We start from the raw sequence: 14189 nt of genomic DNA on the forward strand, positions 1-14189 counted from the left end.
TTGTCCCTTCGCCGGTTGCCAGTTTAGAGAATGCCGTGTCGTTCCCACACTGTGCGCAGAGAATCTCCGGCAAGCAGTTCTGCCAGAACCGTCGATTCATTGGATGCTCGGGTGCGAGCTCGCGTGAGCACTTCTTCTTCGTGCGCCTGGGGGATTACGACGGCACCGTCATCATCGGCCATCACGAGATCGCCGGGCGCAATTAGCACTCCGCCCAACTCGACGACAACATCGGAGGCGATGACGCGCATGCGAGCCCGGAAGTCGATGGGGCGGCGCGAGCGCGAGAACGACGGAAAGCCGAGTTCGGCGATCTTGTCAGTGTCGCGCAGGTTGCCATCGGTGATCACGCCGGAGGCTTTCGCGCCAAGCGCTGCCGCACTGAAGAGTTCTCCCCAGAAGCCAGAATCGTTGCTGTTGTCGGTGGCGATCACAATCATCTGGCCAGCGCCAATACCGTCGATGAAGTCGATTGACTCCTTGTAGGGGTCGTCGAGATCTGACTCGAGTGCCGGAGCGAACCGCACCGTGCGGGCGCGACCGAAAGCTCGCGACCCCGGCGTTATCGGCGCGAGGCGCTGGTCGAGCACTTGGTTGCGCAAGCCCGATTCGTCGCACGAGTCACTCAGAATCGCGGTCGTGAGACGCTCGTCGCCGGGCAACGGCGTGAAACCTGCTTTGCCGGTTGCTGCCACAGCTGCTGCGGCTGCGGCTCCGGATGCTTCGGGCGTGGGGTTAGCGGATGACATGGCCACCTCCAGGGCTGAATGGGAACTGGGCTTCAATTTCGGGAGTGAGCTGGATGCCAAGGCCGGCAGCCTTCGGAGCGACGATTCCGCCGTCCTTGAAGTCGACCTCTTCCACTCGCATCGCGTCACGCAGTGGATTGGGCAGGGTGCAGTACTCGAAGAGTTCAACGTAGGGGTTGGCGAGCACGGTGTGCAGGTTCGCGGCGAAGGTGACACCACTGCCCCACACGTGGGGAACCGTCTTCACGCCGGCGGCATGAGCAAGTTCGGCGACCTGCGCAAAAGCCTTCGGGCCACCGACGAAAGTGACATCGGGCTGAGCAACATCGAGCGCATTCGCGTCGAGCAGTTGGGCGAAGTCGCGAACGGTTCCGTTGGATTCGACACCGGAAATCGGCACGTTCACGGCGGCACGCACGGCGGCGTAGCCAGCCACGTCATCCGCTTGGCAGGGTTCTTCGTACCAGCGAGCACCAAGTTTGGCAGCCTTATGGCCAACGCGAACTGCTTCCTCGACGGGCCACGGGTCAGAGGCACAGGCCTGCACGGCGTCAATGACGAACTGCACGCCCTCGGGTAGCAGCGCGGTCACATGGTCGAGCAGCTTGATGGTGGTGTCTGGGTCGGTCATGGCGCGGAACTTCACGGTGCCAAAGCCGGCTTCGATCTGGGCGGCAGCCCAGTCGGAGACTTCGCCGAAGGTCGTGCCGAGTCCGCCGCTGGCGTACGACTCGATCCAGTCGCGTTTGAGGCCACCGAGCACTTCGTAGCCTGGCACGCTGAGGCGCTTAGCTACGGCATCCACCGCGGCTGTTTCGATTGCTCCGGCAACGCCGTTGAGCATTCCGCCACGCGCCCAGAAAGCGGTGTAGGCGCGGAGGTGGTCGGCGACTTCGAGGGGGTGAGCGAATTCGTGGTCGAGAACGTAGGGGCGGAAGGCATCCACGATTCCGGGCACGGCGGCGGCTGCCATGATGCCGGCTCCCGCTTCCCCGACTCCGGTGGTTCCATCAGAGAGGGTTACTTCGACGAGAGCGGCATCCCAGGACCAAATGGTGCCTCCGACCCACGTGAGTTCTTCTCCGGGCTGGTACCGGTGCGAAAGCAACACTGCGCGCACGGCGGTAATGGTGAGAGCTGTATCAGTGAGTCCCATGGGAAGGGCGCCTCATTTCTAGTAGCGAGCGATAATGGTTACGGTATCTGATCAATCGTTTGATCACAAGCATGTGGGACCGCATCCGCGCAATTGCACTTCAGACTGCGGGCGCTGTTGAGGTGGGCATGGCGCTATTAGCCCGGTGATCTAGAGCGCAGCAACCAGCCCGGCAGCTTCGAGGTCGCCCCAGAGCCCCTCGGGCATCGTGGACGCATAGCGTTCGATGTTCGACCGCACCTGTCCGCCCCCGCGCGCTCCGACCACAACGGAAACGACCGCCGGATGCCGCAGTACGTACGCGATAGCGGCCTCGGGAAGTGTGACGCCGTGGGCTTCACACGCATCCGCAACCCGATTGGCCCGCTCAAGAATCTCGGGCGGAACCGGCCCGTAATCAAAGGTTGCATCGGGGCTCGGTCGATTGCGGCCGAGCAATCCCGAGTTGTAGACGCCGGCAACGACAACGCCGACGTTGCGTTCGAGAGCGAGGGGCATGAGGTCTGCGAGCGCCGAATCGTCGACAAGGGTGAAGCGTCCTGCACACATTACGAGATCAACATCCGCGCGGCGGATCAACTCGGCGAGCGGAGCCGACGCGTTCATTCCTGCACCAACCGCCTTCACCACGCCCTGCTCGCGTAGCTCAATGAGTGCGCCGATTCCCTCGGTCGAGGCCTGCTCAAAGTGGTCGTCGGGGTCGTGCATGTAGAGCACATCGAAGTGGTCGAGCCCGGTGCGGGCGAGAGATTCTTCGACTGAGCGAAGGATGCCGTCGCGACTGAAATCCCATTGACGCTTGGTGACGGCGGGCACGGCAAAGCCCTGGTCATCCATCTGGTCTTCTCCACCGGGATTCGGTACGAGGAGCTTGCCGACCTTGCTCGAGATCACGTAGTTGTCGCGGGGGTGGGTGCGCAGCTGCTCGCCGAGGCGACGCTCCGAGAGGCCGAGCCCGTAGTGCGGCGCAGTATCGAAGTAGCGAACTCCGGCATCCCACGCGGCGGCAACACCCTCGTCAACTTCAGCGTCCGTGGTTTCACGGTAGAGGTTTCCCAACTGCGCGGCCCCCAGGCCGATCTCTGTCAGTTCAAGTCCACGCTGAGTTGATCTGGTTTTCACTGTTGGCCCCTCCAGGGAGTGTTAGCGCGCCGGTGGCGCAGTAGATTCGCGCACGATCAGCTCGGGTGCTGGGTCGGCGATGACACGGTCTTCGGCCGTTCCCGAGTTGATGTTCTCCCACAGGCTGGCCATCGCAGCACGGCCAAGTTCATAGAGCGGCAGGCGCACGCAGGTCAGCGGTGGCCACGCAATTTCGGCGGTCCAGGTGTCGTGCATCGCCACGATCGACATGTCTTCAGGTACGCGGATGCCCAACCGTCGTGCCTCCGAAAGCACACCGTGAGCGGCGTTGATGTTCGCCACGACCACCGCTGTGGGTGGGGTCGACAACTCGGCCATCGCATCGAGGGCTTGAGCACCCTGCTTGGGGTAGTAGCCGAAGTCGGTGACGAGTTCGGGTTCGACCGTGAGTTTCGCGTTCGCCATCGCCTCGAGGAATCCGGCGAGACGTCGCTGACCTGACTCCGAGGTTGGCACACCGCCGGCGTACCCGATGCGGGTGTGGCCGAGCTCGATGAGGTGCTCGGTTGCCAGGCGCATCCCCGCCTCATCTTCGAGGCGAACAGAACCACCGCTGCCAGGGTTGATTGTGTTGATCGAGATCACGGGCAAGCCGCTGTCGGTCACCGTGCGCAGATCGTCACCACTTAGGTGGTCACCGAACTGCACGAGAACACCGTCGACTCGTCCCTCACCCATGAGGCGCGGGATCGACTCTTCACCTTCGGGCAAACGTTCGGTACTGGCGATCAGCACCATGTAATCCTTGCTGCTGGCCTCTTCTTCCACTCCGCGCATGAGCTCAGCAAAGATGGCGTTGGTCACACCGGGCACCACAAGGCCGACGGCGTGAGTGCGCGACGACTTGAGGGCTCGAGCCGTGAAGTTGGGGCGGTAGTTAAGCTCTTTCGCTGCATCATGAATGCGCTGACGGGTCGCCACACTCACTCGCACGCCAGGTTTTTCACTCAGCACCCGCGAAACCGCCGACACCGAAACTCCGGCGCGGGTCGCAACATCACTCAAAGTAGCCATAGTTGCCAGTGTATTCGGGCAACTAGTCGCTGGTACGTCGATTGACCAGATAAAGATGAGTCAGCACCATCACGGTGTCACCATGTTGGTTGGTTACCGTGACCAGCTCGTGCAGGTAGCCAGCCTCCTCCGGTCGCTTCGCGTGCAACGACATCTCGTTGATCTCGGCGGTTACCCGAATGGTGTCCCCAATGAAGACGGGGCGGATGAAGCGGATGCGGTCGTAGCCATAACTCATCGCTTGCGGGTTGATGTCGCCCGCCGTCATCCCCACGGCGACGGAGAGGATGAGGGTGCCGTGGGCAATGCGCTGACCAGCCGGCTGCGTCGCCATCCATTCGGCATCCATGTGGTGCGGAAAGAAGTCGCCGGTCTGGCCAGCGTGCAGCACAATGTCAGCTTCGGTGATGGTGCGGCCAACGGTTTCGCGCCGCTCCCCCACCTCGTGGTCGTCATACCAGCGGTCTTTCGTGAGCATCAGCGCACCAGCCATTCTGCGACGCCAGCGTCGAGGCGTTCGCGTAGTTCGTCAATGGTGATCTCGCCGCGCAGGGCTGAGGTCACGAGCGGGGAGACCGCATTTTGTAGTTCGATGTAGGTAGCGAACCGCGGGCGCAGGTAGGCACCTTCGAGCGTTGCGCGCGTGCCGGTGAAGAAGTCGAGGCTGTCGGCGTTGGTGCGCGCACTCTCCCACGCGACGGCGTTGCCGGGCTGGCCGCCGCCGTCATAGTACGAACCCTCTTGCACGGCGCCCGACGCGAGCCAGTAGGCGTGCGCGATCGCGGCATCCATCACCTGGCTGCGTGACGACACGGCGATACCCGCACCGCCAAGCAGCGAGCCGGCAACGCCACGAGTGGAGCTCGGGATGTCGATGTACTGCACGCGGTTTGACCGGTAGCCCGCACGCGAGTAGTTGGTGTACCCAAACAGCAGCGGCGCGTACGCGAAGGTGTCACTCTCGGCGAGCACATCCGCGACCTGAATCGGATTGAAGCCGGCGTTGTCGGCTGGCACCAGCCGCGCCAAGCGAGTGAGCAATTCCATCGCGCGGGTCAGCATGTCTTCTGAGAGGAAGACGCCGGGGTCAGCCATGGCATCTTCGCCGAGCCCTGACGCGATCGTGATGAGGCTCGAATACGCGTCGACGGGCTTGAAGGGCCACAGCACTCGACCCTCTTCGGCGAGCGCGATCACCTCATCCCAGTTGCGCGGCGGCGACTCGAGAATATCGGGGCGGAACGCGGCAACCTGCGCGGCAGCATCGAGCGCAAGGCCCCATTGCTGGCCGAGGTGCTGGTACGACTCGTGCGAGCGACCAACCGACTGCGTTGCCAGCGTGGCCAGCTCGGAGTCAAAGCCGCGACCGTTCAGCGGAGTGAAGAGGGCATCTTCTGCAGCAATCGGAATGTGCGGATGATCGATCACAAGCAGGTCGTACTGCTCAACCATGCTGTCCAAGTCTTGGTCGGCAAAAGCCTGCAGTGAGCGGTACTCCCACTGCACCTCAACATCGGGAGCTACCGAGCGATACGCTTCGGCGGCCTTCACGACGCTGCCGTAGCCGCGCTCGTGTTCCCAGGTCATTCCCTTGATGATCGTCGGGCTCATGCGGAGGCCTCCTGGGTTGCGGGGGCGCTTGTTGCGGCGGCGCGGGAGGGGAACTCGGCACGCACTCGAGCGTTGTCCTCTCCGAGAGTCGGGGCCGCTTTAGTGCTCGTGAGAATCTGGCCATCAACGCGAATGGGGCTGCGGGTGGTGAGCAACTCGTTGCCTCCGCGGCTGACCGGCTGCGTCATCCGAATCGCTTCGAACCCACCCGAGGCCAGCAGTTCGTCGAGCGTGAGCACGGGAGCACACCACACGTCGCCGGCATCGAGAATGTCGAGCCACTGTTGGGTGGTGCCGGTCGCAAAGCGCGCGGCGAGCAGGTCTTCGACGTACTCTTGGGGATCCCACGCCAGTTGAGGGTCGTGCATCTCACTCAGTTCGGGCATGCCGAGCAGGTCGCCCAGTTTCGGCAGCGGATTCATCGCCATCGCGATGTAACCATCAGTGGTGGGATACGTGCCGTAGGGCGCCGCCAAGAAGGCGTGAGCCGAGTGCTCGCCATGACGTTGCACCGTGATGCTGTCGTCGTTGAGCTTGGTGCTGAGCAGTTCGAACTGCAGGTCGAGCATTGCTTCGAGCAGGCTCGTCTGCACGAGCCCGCCCTTGCCGGTGCGGAACTTACGCACGAGAAGGGCGGTCACTCCTTGAGCGATGTGGCAGCTCATAAGGTGGTCGGCAATCGAGAGCCCGACAGGCACAGGGCCGTCAGTCTTCGAGCCGTTGAGCCACGGGATGCCCGACATCGACTGAGCGAGCAGGTCTTGCCCAGGGCGATCCTTCCACGGACCCTCTTCGCCGTAGCCAGTCGCGCTGGCGTAGACGATGCCGGGGTTGATGGCGCGCACCGATTCGAAGTCGAGGCCGATGCGCTCCATTACGCCGGGGCGGAAGTTCTGGATGATTACGTCGGCACGCTCGACAAGTTCTTTGACGTAGGCGAGGTCTTCGGCGACCTTGAGGTCTGCCGTGATCGATTCTTTGTTGCGGTTCATCGCGTGGAACGACACAGTATCGCCGTCGAACTCGCGACCGGCGAACGCGAGGGTGCGACCGATGTCGCCCGTGCCGGGTCGTTCAACCTTGATGACGCGGGCGCCCAGGTCTGCGAGACGCATCGCGGCGACTGGTCCGGCCAAGAATTGGCTGAAGTCCAGAACCATAATGCCCTCGAGGGGGCGGTCCATTGGCGCAGACTCCGTTGGTGCGCCGTTGTCGTCAGTCATTGCTGTTCAGCCTTCTGTTGATCCTCGTGAACAATCGTTTGATCATGCTAGTATGACGCAGAAATACACGCAAGGGAACCAAGCCGCGACATCCGGTGCCGAGCACCGCAATCGCCCCTCCTCCACCCTTCGTGTCCACTAATCGCAAAGGAGCGCACCAGTGCTGAACGTGAGTTATGTAGGCGAGCAACGCCTTGAGGTCAAAGAGTACGAACCGAAGCCTCCGGCCGCCGGCGAAGTTCAAATTGCGGTCGCCTACAACGGACTATGCGGCACCGATCTGCACATCCTGCACGGCAGCATGGATGCCCGCGTGCAGCTTCCCCTGACGTTCGGTCACGAGATGAGCGGCACCATTTCCGCTCTCGGCAACGGCGTCGATGGCTGGAATGTCGGCGACCACGTCACCGTCATGCCGCTCTGGTGGGACAACACCTGCCCCGCCTGCCTCGCCGGCAACCAGCACATCTGCCAGAACCTCGACTTCATCGGCATCGACTCCCCCGGCGCCCTGCAGGGCAAGTCGAACGTTCCCGCCGAAACGCTCGTTGCGTTGCCGCCCGAGCTGCGCCTCGATCATGCGGCACTCGTCGAACCCACCGCTGTTGCGGTGCACGATGTTCGCCGTTCGGGCTTGGTGCCCGGAGACAAGGCCGTGATTATCGGTGGTGGTCCGATTGGGGTGCTCATCGCATCCGTCGCCCGCGAATTTGGCGCTGAGGTCGCCGTCATCGAGATTGACGCCGGTCGTCGCGCGCAGATCGACGCGCTGGGCTTCACGACCATCAGCCCTCTCGAGGTCGACCAGGTTGCCTGGGTCAACGAGTGGACCGCGGATGCCGGTGCCGACGTGGTCTTCGAAGTCTCGGGTGCTGCGGCTGCCGTGCTCGGCGCCACCGACCTCGCGAAGGTGCGCGGAACCCTCGTGGTTGTCGCCATCCACCCCACGCCTCGCGAGATCAACCTACAGCGCGTCTTCTGGCGCGAACTCACCATTATGGGAGCGCGCGTTTACCAGCGCACCGACTTTGAAAAGGCCATCGAACTGATCGATAGCGGCGTCATCCCGGCCGACCTGTTGATCACGCGCATTGTGCCGCTGTCGCAAACCAGCGAAGCTTTCGCTGACCTTGCCGCGGGCAAAGCGATGAAGATTCTCGTGGATGTGGCGGGCCAGAAGTGAGCACGAACGAGAAGGGCAACCCCATGAACGGCATGTTTGACCTCACCGGAACCACCGCGGTCGTCACGGGCGCACGGCGCGGAATCGGCTTCGCCATGGCCGAGGCACTCGCCGCCGCCGGCGCGAACATCATCGGCGTTAGCGCCACCATCGAAGCTTCGGGTAGCGACATCGAGAAGGCGGTCACCTCGTATGGCCGCACTTTCGAGGGCATCGCGTGCGACTTTGCCGACCCGGATGCCGTAGCCGCACTGGGCGAGACACTCTCGACCCGCACCGTGGACATCCTCGTCAACAATGCCGGAACCATAGAGCGCGCCCCCGCCGTCGACCACCCCACCGAGCTGTGGGATCGGGTTATTCAGGTGAACCTGTCGAGCCAGTTCACGCTCACGCAGGCCATCGCTCGCTCGATGATTGAGCGCGGCCGCGGCAAGATCATCTTCACGGCATCACTGCTCAGCTTTCAGGGCGGCATCAACGTTCCCGGTTACACGGCAGCGAAGTCCGGCATCGCCGGCCTCACCAAGGCACTCTCCAACGAGTGGGCCAGCAAGGGCATCACCGTAAACGCAATCGCCCCCGGTTACATCGCCACCGACAACACCCAGGCCCTGCAAGACGACCCCGACCGTTCGAAGGCAATCCTCGACCGCATCCCGGCCGGTCGTTGGGGTGTCGGGAGCGACCTCGCGGGTGCCACCGTGTTCCTCGCGTCACGCTCCTCCGACTACGTCTCGGGCGCCATCCTGAACGTGGATGGCGGCTGGATGGGCCGCTAGAGCTCACGCGCACGCTGTTGGCATCCATCCTCGTCGGTGGGTGCCAACAGTTGTTTTTGAGTATGGCCGAAACGTAAAAGGACGGAACGTACTGATCTCCCGAAATCGGCTAGTAATGGTCCGTTTGACGATCGGCTTGCGGCACACTGCCAGAACTGCCGCAGCAACGAGCAGCCTGGGCAAATAGACAGTCGAATCGAGGAGATTGGTAGCGTGCTAAAGATGGCTGAGAGAAACATTCAATCGGCAGATCACCGAGTGATGCGCTCGCTCCAGAGGTCATCATCTGCCCAATTTTTAGGAATACCCATGCTCGCGAGGTTCATGGGTGGGCGAGTGCTCACGAGATCGTAGAGTCGTTGCGCCCAGGCGCTCCCGGGTGACACCACATCGAGCACTGACTGGAGTGCTACAAGCACTGGGTATAGACGTTTTTCCGAGCGCGTAGGGAGAGCGTTGTCGCCCTTCAGCCAAGAGATTCCGCGCGAGTTTGGGACCGCTGGGTAGACGCCAAGACCGACGTTCCAGAGGCGACCGTGGTGAGCGCAAATGTTCCGGGCACGCACAAAGGTCCGCATCCAAGACACAAGTACTGGCTCGGTCAGTCCAATGCTGGCCGCCACCGCGGTCCTGTCGGCGCGCAGTTTCAGGTTCTTGATCGTGTTGTTGAGCTGGCCGATCGTGAGGGATTCGACGACGAGCCATGACGGCGGCAATTCAGGAGTTGCGTAGGTCAGTAAATAGTGTTCGAGGGCGGAACGGTGGGCCACCGCACGGTCGCCCGACGGGAGCGCTTCTCCTCCTGAGGCAGGAACCGCCCCCACCGACTCAGGCTCGCCTTCAAGCCTGTCATCCGAAGCCGTCTGCACGATCTGCAGCAGGCCTCGGTGTTTGGAGCCGCTCGTAAAGTGCACGGGATTGACATACCAGTGCGGATCGTCGTACTTAGTTGACATATGGTCGGACAGCGCTGCGCGGATCGCGACCTCGACGCGCTCCAATGCGTCCATGACAAGCAGTCGAAGTGCTCGGTCAAAGACGTAAAGGTCCAGTACGTCGTCGAACTTAGTCCCGTCGCGGAAAAGATGATCCGGCTGTCCGTGCTGGAACGGGATTGTGTATGGCGAGAGGCGGAAGTAGCCAATATGTCGAAGGTACCGTGAGGCCCGATCCCGATCGGGAATTATTAGGCCGCGCTCCTCGAGCTGATCGACGAGTTTATCGAGGCTCAACGCCTTTTTGTCGTAATGGAGACTGCCACGTGGGCGCAATGGCCGACGCTGTCGGGACATCGGGGCTCCTCCTTAACAAAAAAATCTCCCAAGTGCGCATCCAAGAGAGGCGTGGGAGATGTAGTAATTTGAGATTAGCATAAACACATGCCGCGCAGTGTTTGTTAGTTGCCCGTCATCGTTTTGAACACCTTAATCGCTGCAGCGTGGATCTCGCGCTCGAAGGTGTCGATCGCTTCTTGAAGGCTCTCTTGCTGGGGACTGACCGGGGCGGGGCACGATCTTACTAACGCGCCCATTGGGTTTCTTCCGTCAGTCGTTTGGCGGGCGTTGTGGCTGATGGCGGGCGAGTTGGCTCGTCGCGCTTGTTCGGTGATCCAACGCGCGACTTCCACGGGACGAGCGTCGAGGCGAAGGCCTGACACGACCGCGCGCGCGACCGCGTTCCTCGCGTCGTGCTCCTCCGACTACGTAGTGGGTGCGATCCTCACCGTGAATGGCGGCTGGCTCGGCCGCTAGTCCTTGCGCGCGATAACCGCTTCGGGCCGCAGGTCGAGACGGCGCAACAGCTGCGCATTCGCCGCTACGACGACGGTCGAGGCCGACATGAGCAGCGCACCGACGGAGATCGGCAGCACGAACCCGATGGGGGCGAGGATTCCTGCAGCGAGGGGCACCGAGATCAGGTTGTAGCCGGCAGCCCACCACAGGTTTTGGCGCATCTTGGCGTAGCTACGACGCGAGAGTTCGAACACGGCAAGCACCGAGCGCGGGTCGTCGCTCGCGAGCACAACACCGGCAGAGGCAATCGCAACGTCAGTTCCGGCGCCGATCGCGATTCCGACATCCGCCTGAGCAAGAGCGGGCGCATCGTTCACGCCATCTCCGACCATCGCGACGGTGCCGCCCGCTTTCTGTAATTCGGCAACCTTGCTGGCTTTGTCTTCCGGATGCACGCCCGAGAACACCTTGTCGATGCCGAGTTCTGCCGCCACCGATTGGGCAACAGCATCCGCATCTCCTGTGATCATGACAACCGTGATGCCCTTCGAGTGCAGGGCATCGATCGCCTGACGCGAATCTTCGCGCACTTCATCCGCGAGGCCGATTGCGCCGATCACGTGACCGTCCGAGAGCACGTGCAGAATGATCGCGCCGTCTGCCGCCCACTCGGTGGTGGCCTCGATTGCCTGCTGGTCGTGCTGACGCAGCATGCTTGGCCCACCAACGCTGATCGTCGCACCGTCAACAGAAGCTTCAACGCCAACACCGCTCGACGAGCTGAACTTGGATGCGGTTGCCCGCTCGAGTTCACGATCCTGCGCTGCTGCCACAATCGCCTTCGCCAGCGGATGCTCGCTGTCGTTCTCCGCTGCCGCTGCGAGTCGAAGAACCTCGTCTTCACTCGCATCCCCGACCGCCGCGACGTGCGTGACTGCTGGCTCGCCCTTCGTGAGGGTTCCTGTCTTGTCGAAGAGAACGGTGTCGACCTTGCGCATCGTTTCGAGCGCCAAGCGGTCTTTCACGAGCACTCCAGCGCGAGCCGCGCGCTCGGTCGAGATCGAGACCACGAGAGGAATTGCGAGGCCCAAAGCGTGCGGGCAGGCGATGACGAGCACGGTGATGGTGCGCACGATAGCATCGTCGGGGCTGCCAACAAGGGTCCAGACGGTAGCGGTAATCGCAGCGGCACCGAGCGCGAACCAGAACAACCAGCCAGCCGCGGTGTCCGCAATGCGCTGGGCGGGCGACGAGGAGTTCTGCGCCGTTTCGACAAGTTTCGTGATGCCCGCGAGCGCCGTGTCATCGCCAATCGCCGTAACCTTCACGCGGATCGAGTTGTCGGTAGCCACCGTTCCCGCCACGACGCGGTCGCCCTCGCCGCGGGTAACCGGCTGCGACTCTCCGGTGATCATCGACTCATCCACTTCGGCTGAACCGTCAATCACTTCGCCGTCGGCGGGTACGCGTCCGCCGGGGCGCACGATGACGACGTCGCCAACAACGAGGTCAGACGGATGCACGGTGACAAAGTCATCCCCCTCAACTTTCTCCGCCTCATCCGGAAGCAACGCGGCGAGCGAATCGAGTGCGCTTGAGGTCTGAGCGAGCGACCGCATTTCGACCCAGTGCCCGAGCAGCATCACAACGATGAGAAGCGCGAGCTCCCACCAGAAGTCGAGTTCATGCGCAATCAGCCCAAGAGTGGATGCCCACGATGCGACGAAGGCGACCGAGATCGCCATCGAGATCAGCAGCATCATTCCCGGCTTGCGTGCCTTCAGCTCGGAGTAACCGCCGGTCAGGAACGGCTTGCCGCCCCAGAAGAACATTACGGTGCCGAGCACCGGCGAGATCCATTCGATGATCGCTAAGTCGGGCAGCATGTAGCCCAAGATTTGGGAGAACATCATGCTGAAACCGGCGACGGGGACCGCCAGTACGAGCATGATCCAGAAAAGTCGTCGGAACTGGTCGACGTGGTCGGTGTGGTCCATGGCCGCAATGTTATACCCCCCTAGGGTATATTTGCAACCCACATTTCTCAGGTCGGCGCTAGCGTAGAGCCGTGACTACTTTCAGCGCAGAAATCGTGTCCGCAGTACTCGCCCACATGAATAGCGACCACAACGGTGACAATTTGCTCATCGTGCGCGCGTTTGCGGAATCCTCTGCGATCTCCGCCGCGATGGTCGCGCTCGATGACACCGAAGGCACGTGGCAATACTCCGACGTCAACGGCATCGAGCACCACGTCACTGTGCCCTGGAGCACCGTAATCACCGAGCGCGCTGAGATCCGCCATGAGATTGTGCGTCTCTATGACAAAGCATGCGCAAAGCTCGGGGTTGAGGCCCGACCGCACAGCTAAGGCGCGATCGGCCCCCAAAGAAAAATCACCTCATACTGCCCCTAGCCAAACCATATGGGCGAGGGGTACGAATAAGGGTCAACAGCTCAATCATCGTGTTTGAGCAGAGGGGGCACTGCAATGACTACATCACCTAACCGACTGCTGGGCATCATTTTTGGCGCGGTCTACGTTCTTGTCGGAATACTCGGCTTTTCCGTCACCAATGGTGTCGGCTTCTTTGCGACCGAAGGCGGTTTGCTGCTCGGTCTGTTCGAGGTCAACATCTTTCACAACGTCGCGCACATTCTGATCGGCGCGGCTCTTCTTCTCGCCGGAATCTCGAACAAGCGAGCCGCTCGCGCCACGAACTCAACCATAGGGTTTGCCTACCTTGTGCTTGGTTTCGCTGGACTGCTGCTCGTTGGCAGCCCGTTGAACATTTTGGCTCTCAACGCTGCCGACAACGTGCTTCACTTCGCCAGCGCTGTTGTTCTCCTCGCCGTTGGCCTCGGAGCAGACAAGCGGGCTACCGGCGTTAGCGCCTAGCCCGACAGCCTGCGCCTACTACGACCAGAATTGAGAGGAGAACAATCATGTCCACAATTACCCGAACCTGGATCGCCTTTGCCGCAATCGGCACCGGTCTCATCCATGTTGCGCTCGTGATCGGTTCTCCTCTCGCTCTGGCGATTCCCCTCGGCCTGCTTGGCATTATCGAGTTCGGTTGGGGAATTCTGACCTTCGCTCGCGACGAGCTTCCGGCACCCCGTGCCGCAATGGTCGTCGCCGTTGTCCCCATTGTGGCGTGGGGGCTGATGGTTGCTACGGCCTCCAGCCTGCAAATTCCTGCCCTAGCTTCAGTAATGGATGTCGTTCCTTGGGGCGCTGCGGCAATCTTCCAACTTTTTGTGGCCGGCACCCTGTCGCTGCACGAGCGTCGTGTTCGTGAGGGAAAGCGCGGCGAGAGCGCTGCGCCCGGAGCGGCACGCTACCTCACCGCTCTCATGGTTGGTGCGCTCGTGGTGTCTGCTCTCACTACTCCCGCTCTGGCCGCTACGGAGGCAGGGATCTATGCCCAACCGCATGGTGAGCACGACGGAACGTTCGTTCCTCAGCAAGACGAGGGCACGGGTGGGAACGACAACGATCTCTTCAATCTCCCCAACCACGACGGTCACTAGCGGAATCGCACAACAAATACTGCCCTTTCGGACGATGCGCCAAGGTCGCGTATCCCACTAG

At 62.0% G+C, this 14189-nt stretch carries 15 protein-coding genes; 5 read left to right on the forward strand and 10 right to left on the reverse strand.

Features of this window, described 5'->3' with window-relative positions; translation table 11 throughout:
• Window positions 1–23: 23 nt before the first annotated feature.
• The 7 genes from AC1ENN_RS13905 to AC1ENN_RS13935 form a co-directional block, all read right to left on the reverse strand.
• A complete protein-coding gene (locus tag AC1ENN_RS13905) occupies window positions 24–749 on the reverse strand; it encodes an RraA family protein (protein WP_449647798.1) in 726 nt (241 codons plus the stop codon).
• Window positions 736–1905, reverse strand: coding sequence for a mandelate racemase/muconate lactonizing enzyme family protein (locus tag AC1ENN_RS13910; protein WP_480406299.1), 1170 nt, complete (start codon window positions 1903–1905; stop codon window positions 736–738). Before AC1ENN_RS13910 ends, AC1ENN_RS13905 begins: the two co-directional genes overlap by 14 nt.
• A 150-nt stretch (window positions 1906–2055) precedes the next feature.
• Entirely contained in the window at window positions 2056–3027 is a 972-nt protein-coding gene (locus AC1ENN_RS13915) for an aldo/keto reductase (protein WP_480406300.1), read from the reverse strand.
• Window positions 3028–3048: 21 nt separating this feature from the next.
• Window positions 3049–4062, reverse strand: coding sequence for a LacI family DNA-binding transcriptional regulator (locus tag AC1ENN_RS13920; RefSeq protein WP_449647801.1), 1014 nt, complete (start codon window positions 4060–4062; stop codon window positions 3049–3051).
• A 22-nt stretch (window positions 4063–4084) separates the two neighbouring features.
• Window positions 4085–4555, reverse strand: coding sequence for a MaoC family dehydratase (locus tag AC1ENN_RS13925; protein ID WP_480391477.1), 471 nt, complete (start codon window positions 4553–4555; stop codon window positions 4085–4087).
• A complete protein-coding gene (locus tag AC1ENN_RS13930) occupies window positions 4540–5673 on the reverse strand; it encodes a type 2 periplasmic-binding domain-containing protein (RefSeq protein ID WP_480406301.1) in 1134 nt (377 codons plus the stop codon). The genes AC1ENN_RS13925 and AC1ENN_RS13930 overlap by 16 nt, the downstream gene beginning before the upstream one ends.
• Complete coding sequence (locus tag AC1ENN_RS13935) at window positions 5670–6896, reverse strand: CaiB/BaiF CoA transferase family protein (protein ID WP_480406302.1); 1227 nt, start codon at window positions 6894–6896, stop codon at window positions 5670–5672. The genes AC1ENN_RS13930 and AC1ENN_RS13935 overlap by 4 nt, the downstream gene beginning before the upstream one ends.
• A 160-nt stretch (window positions 6897–7056) precedes the next feature.
• Between AC1ENN_RS13935 and AC1ENN_RS13940 the strand changes: the two genes are divergently transcribed.
• A complete protein-coding gene (locus AC1ENN_RS13940) occupies window positions 7057–8079 on the forward strand; it encodes a zinc-dependent alcohol dehydrogenase (RefSeq protein WP_480406303.1) in 1023 nt (340 codons plus the stop codon).
• A 23-nt stretch (window positions 8080–8102) separates the two neighbouring features.
• Window positions 8103–8861, forward strand: coding sequence for an SDR family oxidoreductase (locus AC1ENN_RS13945; RefSeq protein ID WP_480406304.1), 759 nt, complete (start codon window positions 8103–8105; stop codon window positions 8859–8861).
• Between the two features lie 251 nt (window positions 8862–9112).
• Here AC1ENN_RS13945 and AC1ENN_RS13950 read toward each other — a convergent pair whose 3' ends face one another.
• From AC1ENN_RS13950 to AC1ENN_RS13960, 3 genes are all read right to left on the reverse strand, one after another.
• Entirely contained in the window at window positions 9113–10153 is a 1041-nt protein-coding gene (locus tag AC1ENN_RS13950; RefSeq protein WP_480406305.1) for an Abi family protein, read from the reverse strand.
• Window positions 10154–10257: 104 nt separating this feature from the next.
• On the reverse strand, window positions 10258–10392 hold the full coding sequence (locus tag AC1ENN_RS13955; RefSeq protein ID WP_480406306.1) for a hypothetical protein: 135 nt from the start codon (window positions 10390–10392) through the stop codon (window positions 10258–10260).
• 216 nt (window positions 10393–10608) lie between these two features.
• The gene (locus AC1ENN_RS13960) at window positions 10609–12591 is read right to left on the reverse strand and encodes a heavy metal translocating P-type ATPase (RefSeq protein ID WP_480406307.1); all 1983 of its coding nucleotides are present in this window, start codon (window positions 12589–12591) and stop codon (window positions 10609–10611) included.
• A 71-nt stretch (window positions 12592–12662) separates the two neighbouring features.
• Here AC1ENN_RS13960 and AC1ENN_RS13965 point away from each other — a divergent pair, with 71 nt between their 5' ends.
• The 3 genes from AC1ENN_RS13965 to AC1ENN_RS13975 all read left to right on the forward strand — a co-directional run bounded on the left by AC1ENN_RS13965 (window position 12663) and on the right by AC1ENN_RS13975 (window position 14128).
• The gene (locus tag AC1ENN_RS13965; RefSeq protein WP_480406308.1) at window positions 12663–12965 is read left to right on the forward strand and encodes a DUF2470 domain-containing protein; all 303 of its coding nucleotides are present in this window, start codon (window positions 12663–12665) and stop codon (window positions 12963–12965) included.
• A gap of 120 nt (window positions 12966–13085) precedes the next feature.
• Window positions 13086–13493, forward strand: a complete 408-nt coding sequence (locus AC1ENN_RS13970) for a DUF4383 domain-containing protein (protein ID WP_480406309.1) — start codon at window positions 13086–13088, stop codon at window positions 13491–13493.
• Window positions 13494–13540: 47 nt separating this feature from the next.
• The gene (locus tag AC1ENN_RS13975) at window positions 13541–14128 is read left to right on the forward strand and encodes a hypothetical protein (protein ID WP_480406310.1); all 588 of its coding nucleotides are present in this window, start codon (window positions 13541–13543) and stop codon (window positions 14126–14128) included.
• The last annotated feature ends 61 nt before the right edge of the window (window positions 14129–14189 follow it).

The organism is Rhodoglobus sp. G.S.23 (assembly GCF_056675935.1).

Bases quoted from the DNA above. Each gene is read 5' to 3' on its own strand.
- AC1ENN_RS13905 (WP_449647798.1), bottom strand. From the start codon at position 749: ATGTCATCCGCTAACCCCACGCCCGAAGCATCCGGAGCCGCAGCCGCA.
- AC1ENN_RS13910 (WP_480406299.1), bottom strand. From the start codon at position 1,905: ATGGGACTCACTGATACAGCTCTCACCATTACCGCCGTGCGCGCAGTG.
- AC1ENN_RS13920 (WP_449647801.1), bottom strand. From the start codon at position 4,062: ATGGCTACTTTGAGTGATGTTGCGACCCGCGCCGGAGTTTCGGTGTCG.
- AC1ENN_RS13925 (WP_480391477.1), bottom strand. From the start codon at position 4,555: ATGGCTGGTGCGCTGATGCTCACGAAAGACCGCTGGTATGACGACCAC.
- AC1ENN_RS13930 (WP_480406301.1), bottom strand. From the start codon at position 5,673: ATGAGCCCGACGATCATCAAGGGAATGACCTGGGAACACGAGCGCGGC.
- AC1ENN_RS13935 (WP_480406302.1), bottom strand. From the start codon at position 6,896: ATGACTGACGACAACGGCGCACCAACGGAGTCTGCGCCAATGGACCGC.
- AC1ENN_RS13945 (WP_480406304.1), top strand. From the start codon at position 8,103: ATGAACGGCATGTTTGACCTCACCGGAACCACCGCGGTCGTCACGGGC.
- AC1ENN_RS13950 (WP_480406305.1), bottom strand. From the start codon at position 10,153: ATGTCCCGACAGCGTCGGCCATTGCGCCCACGTGGCAGTCTCCATTAC.
- AC1ENN_RS13955 (WP_480406306.1), bottom strand. From the start codon at position 10,392: ATGGGCGCGTTAGTAAGATCGTGCCCCGCCCCGGTCAGTCCCCAGCAA.
- AC1ENN_RS13960 (WP_480406307.1), bottom strand. From the start codon at position 12,591: ATGGACCACACCGACCACGTCGACCAGTTCCGACGACTTTTCTGGATC.
- AC1ENN_RS13970 (WP_480406309.1), top strand. From the start codon at position 13,086: ATGACTACATCACCTAACCGACTGCTGGGCATCATTTTTGGCGCGGTC.
- AC1ENN_RS13975 (WP_480406310.1), top strand. From the start codon at position 13,541: ATGTCCACAATTACCCGAACCTGGATCGCCTTTGCCGCAATCGGCACC.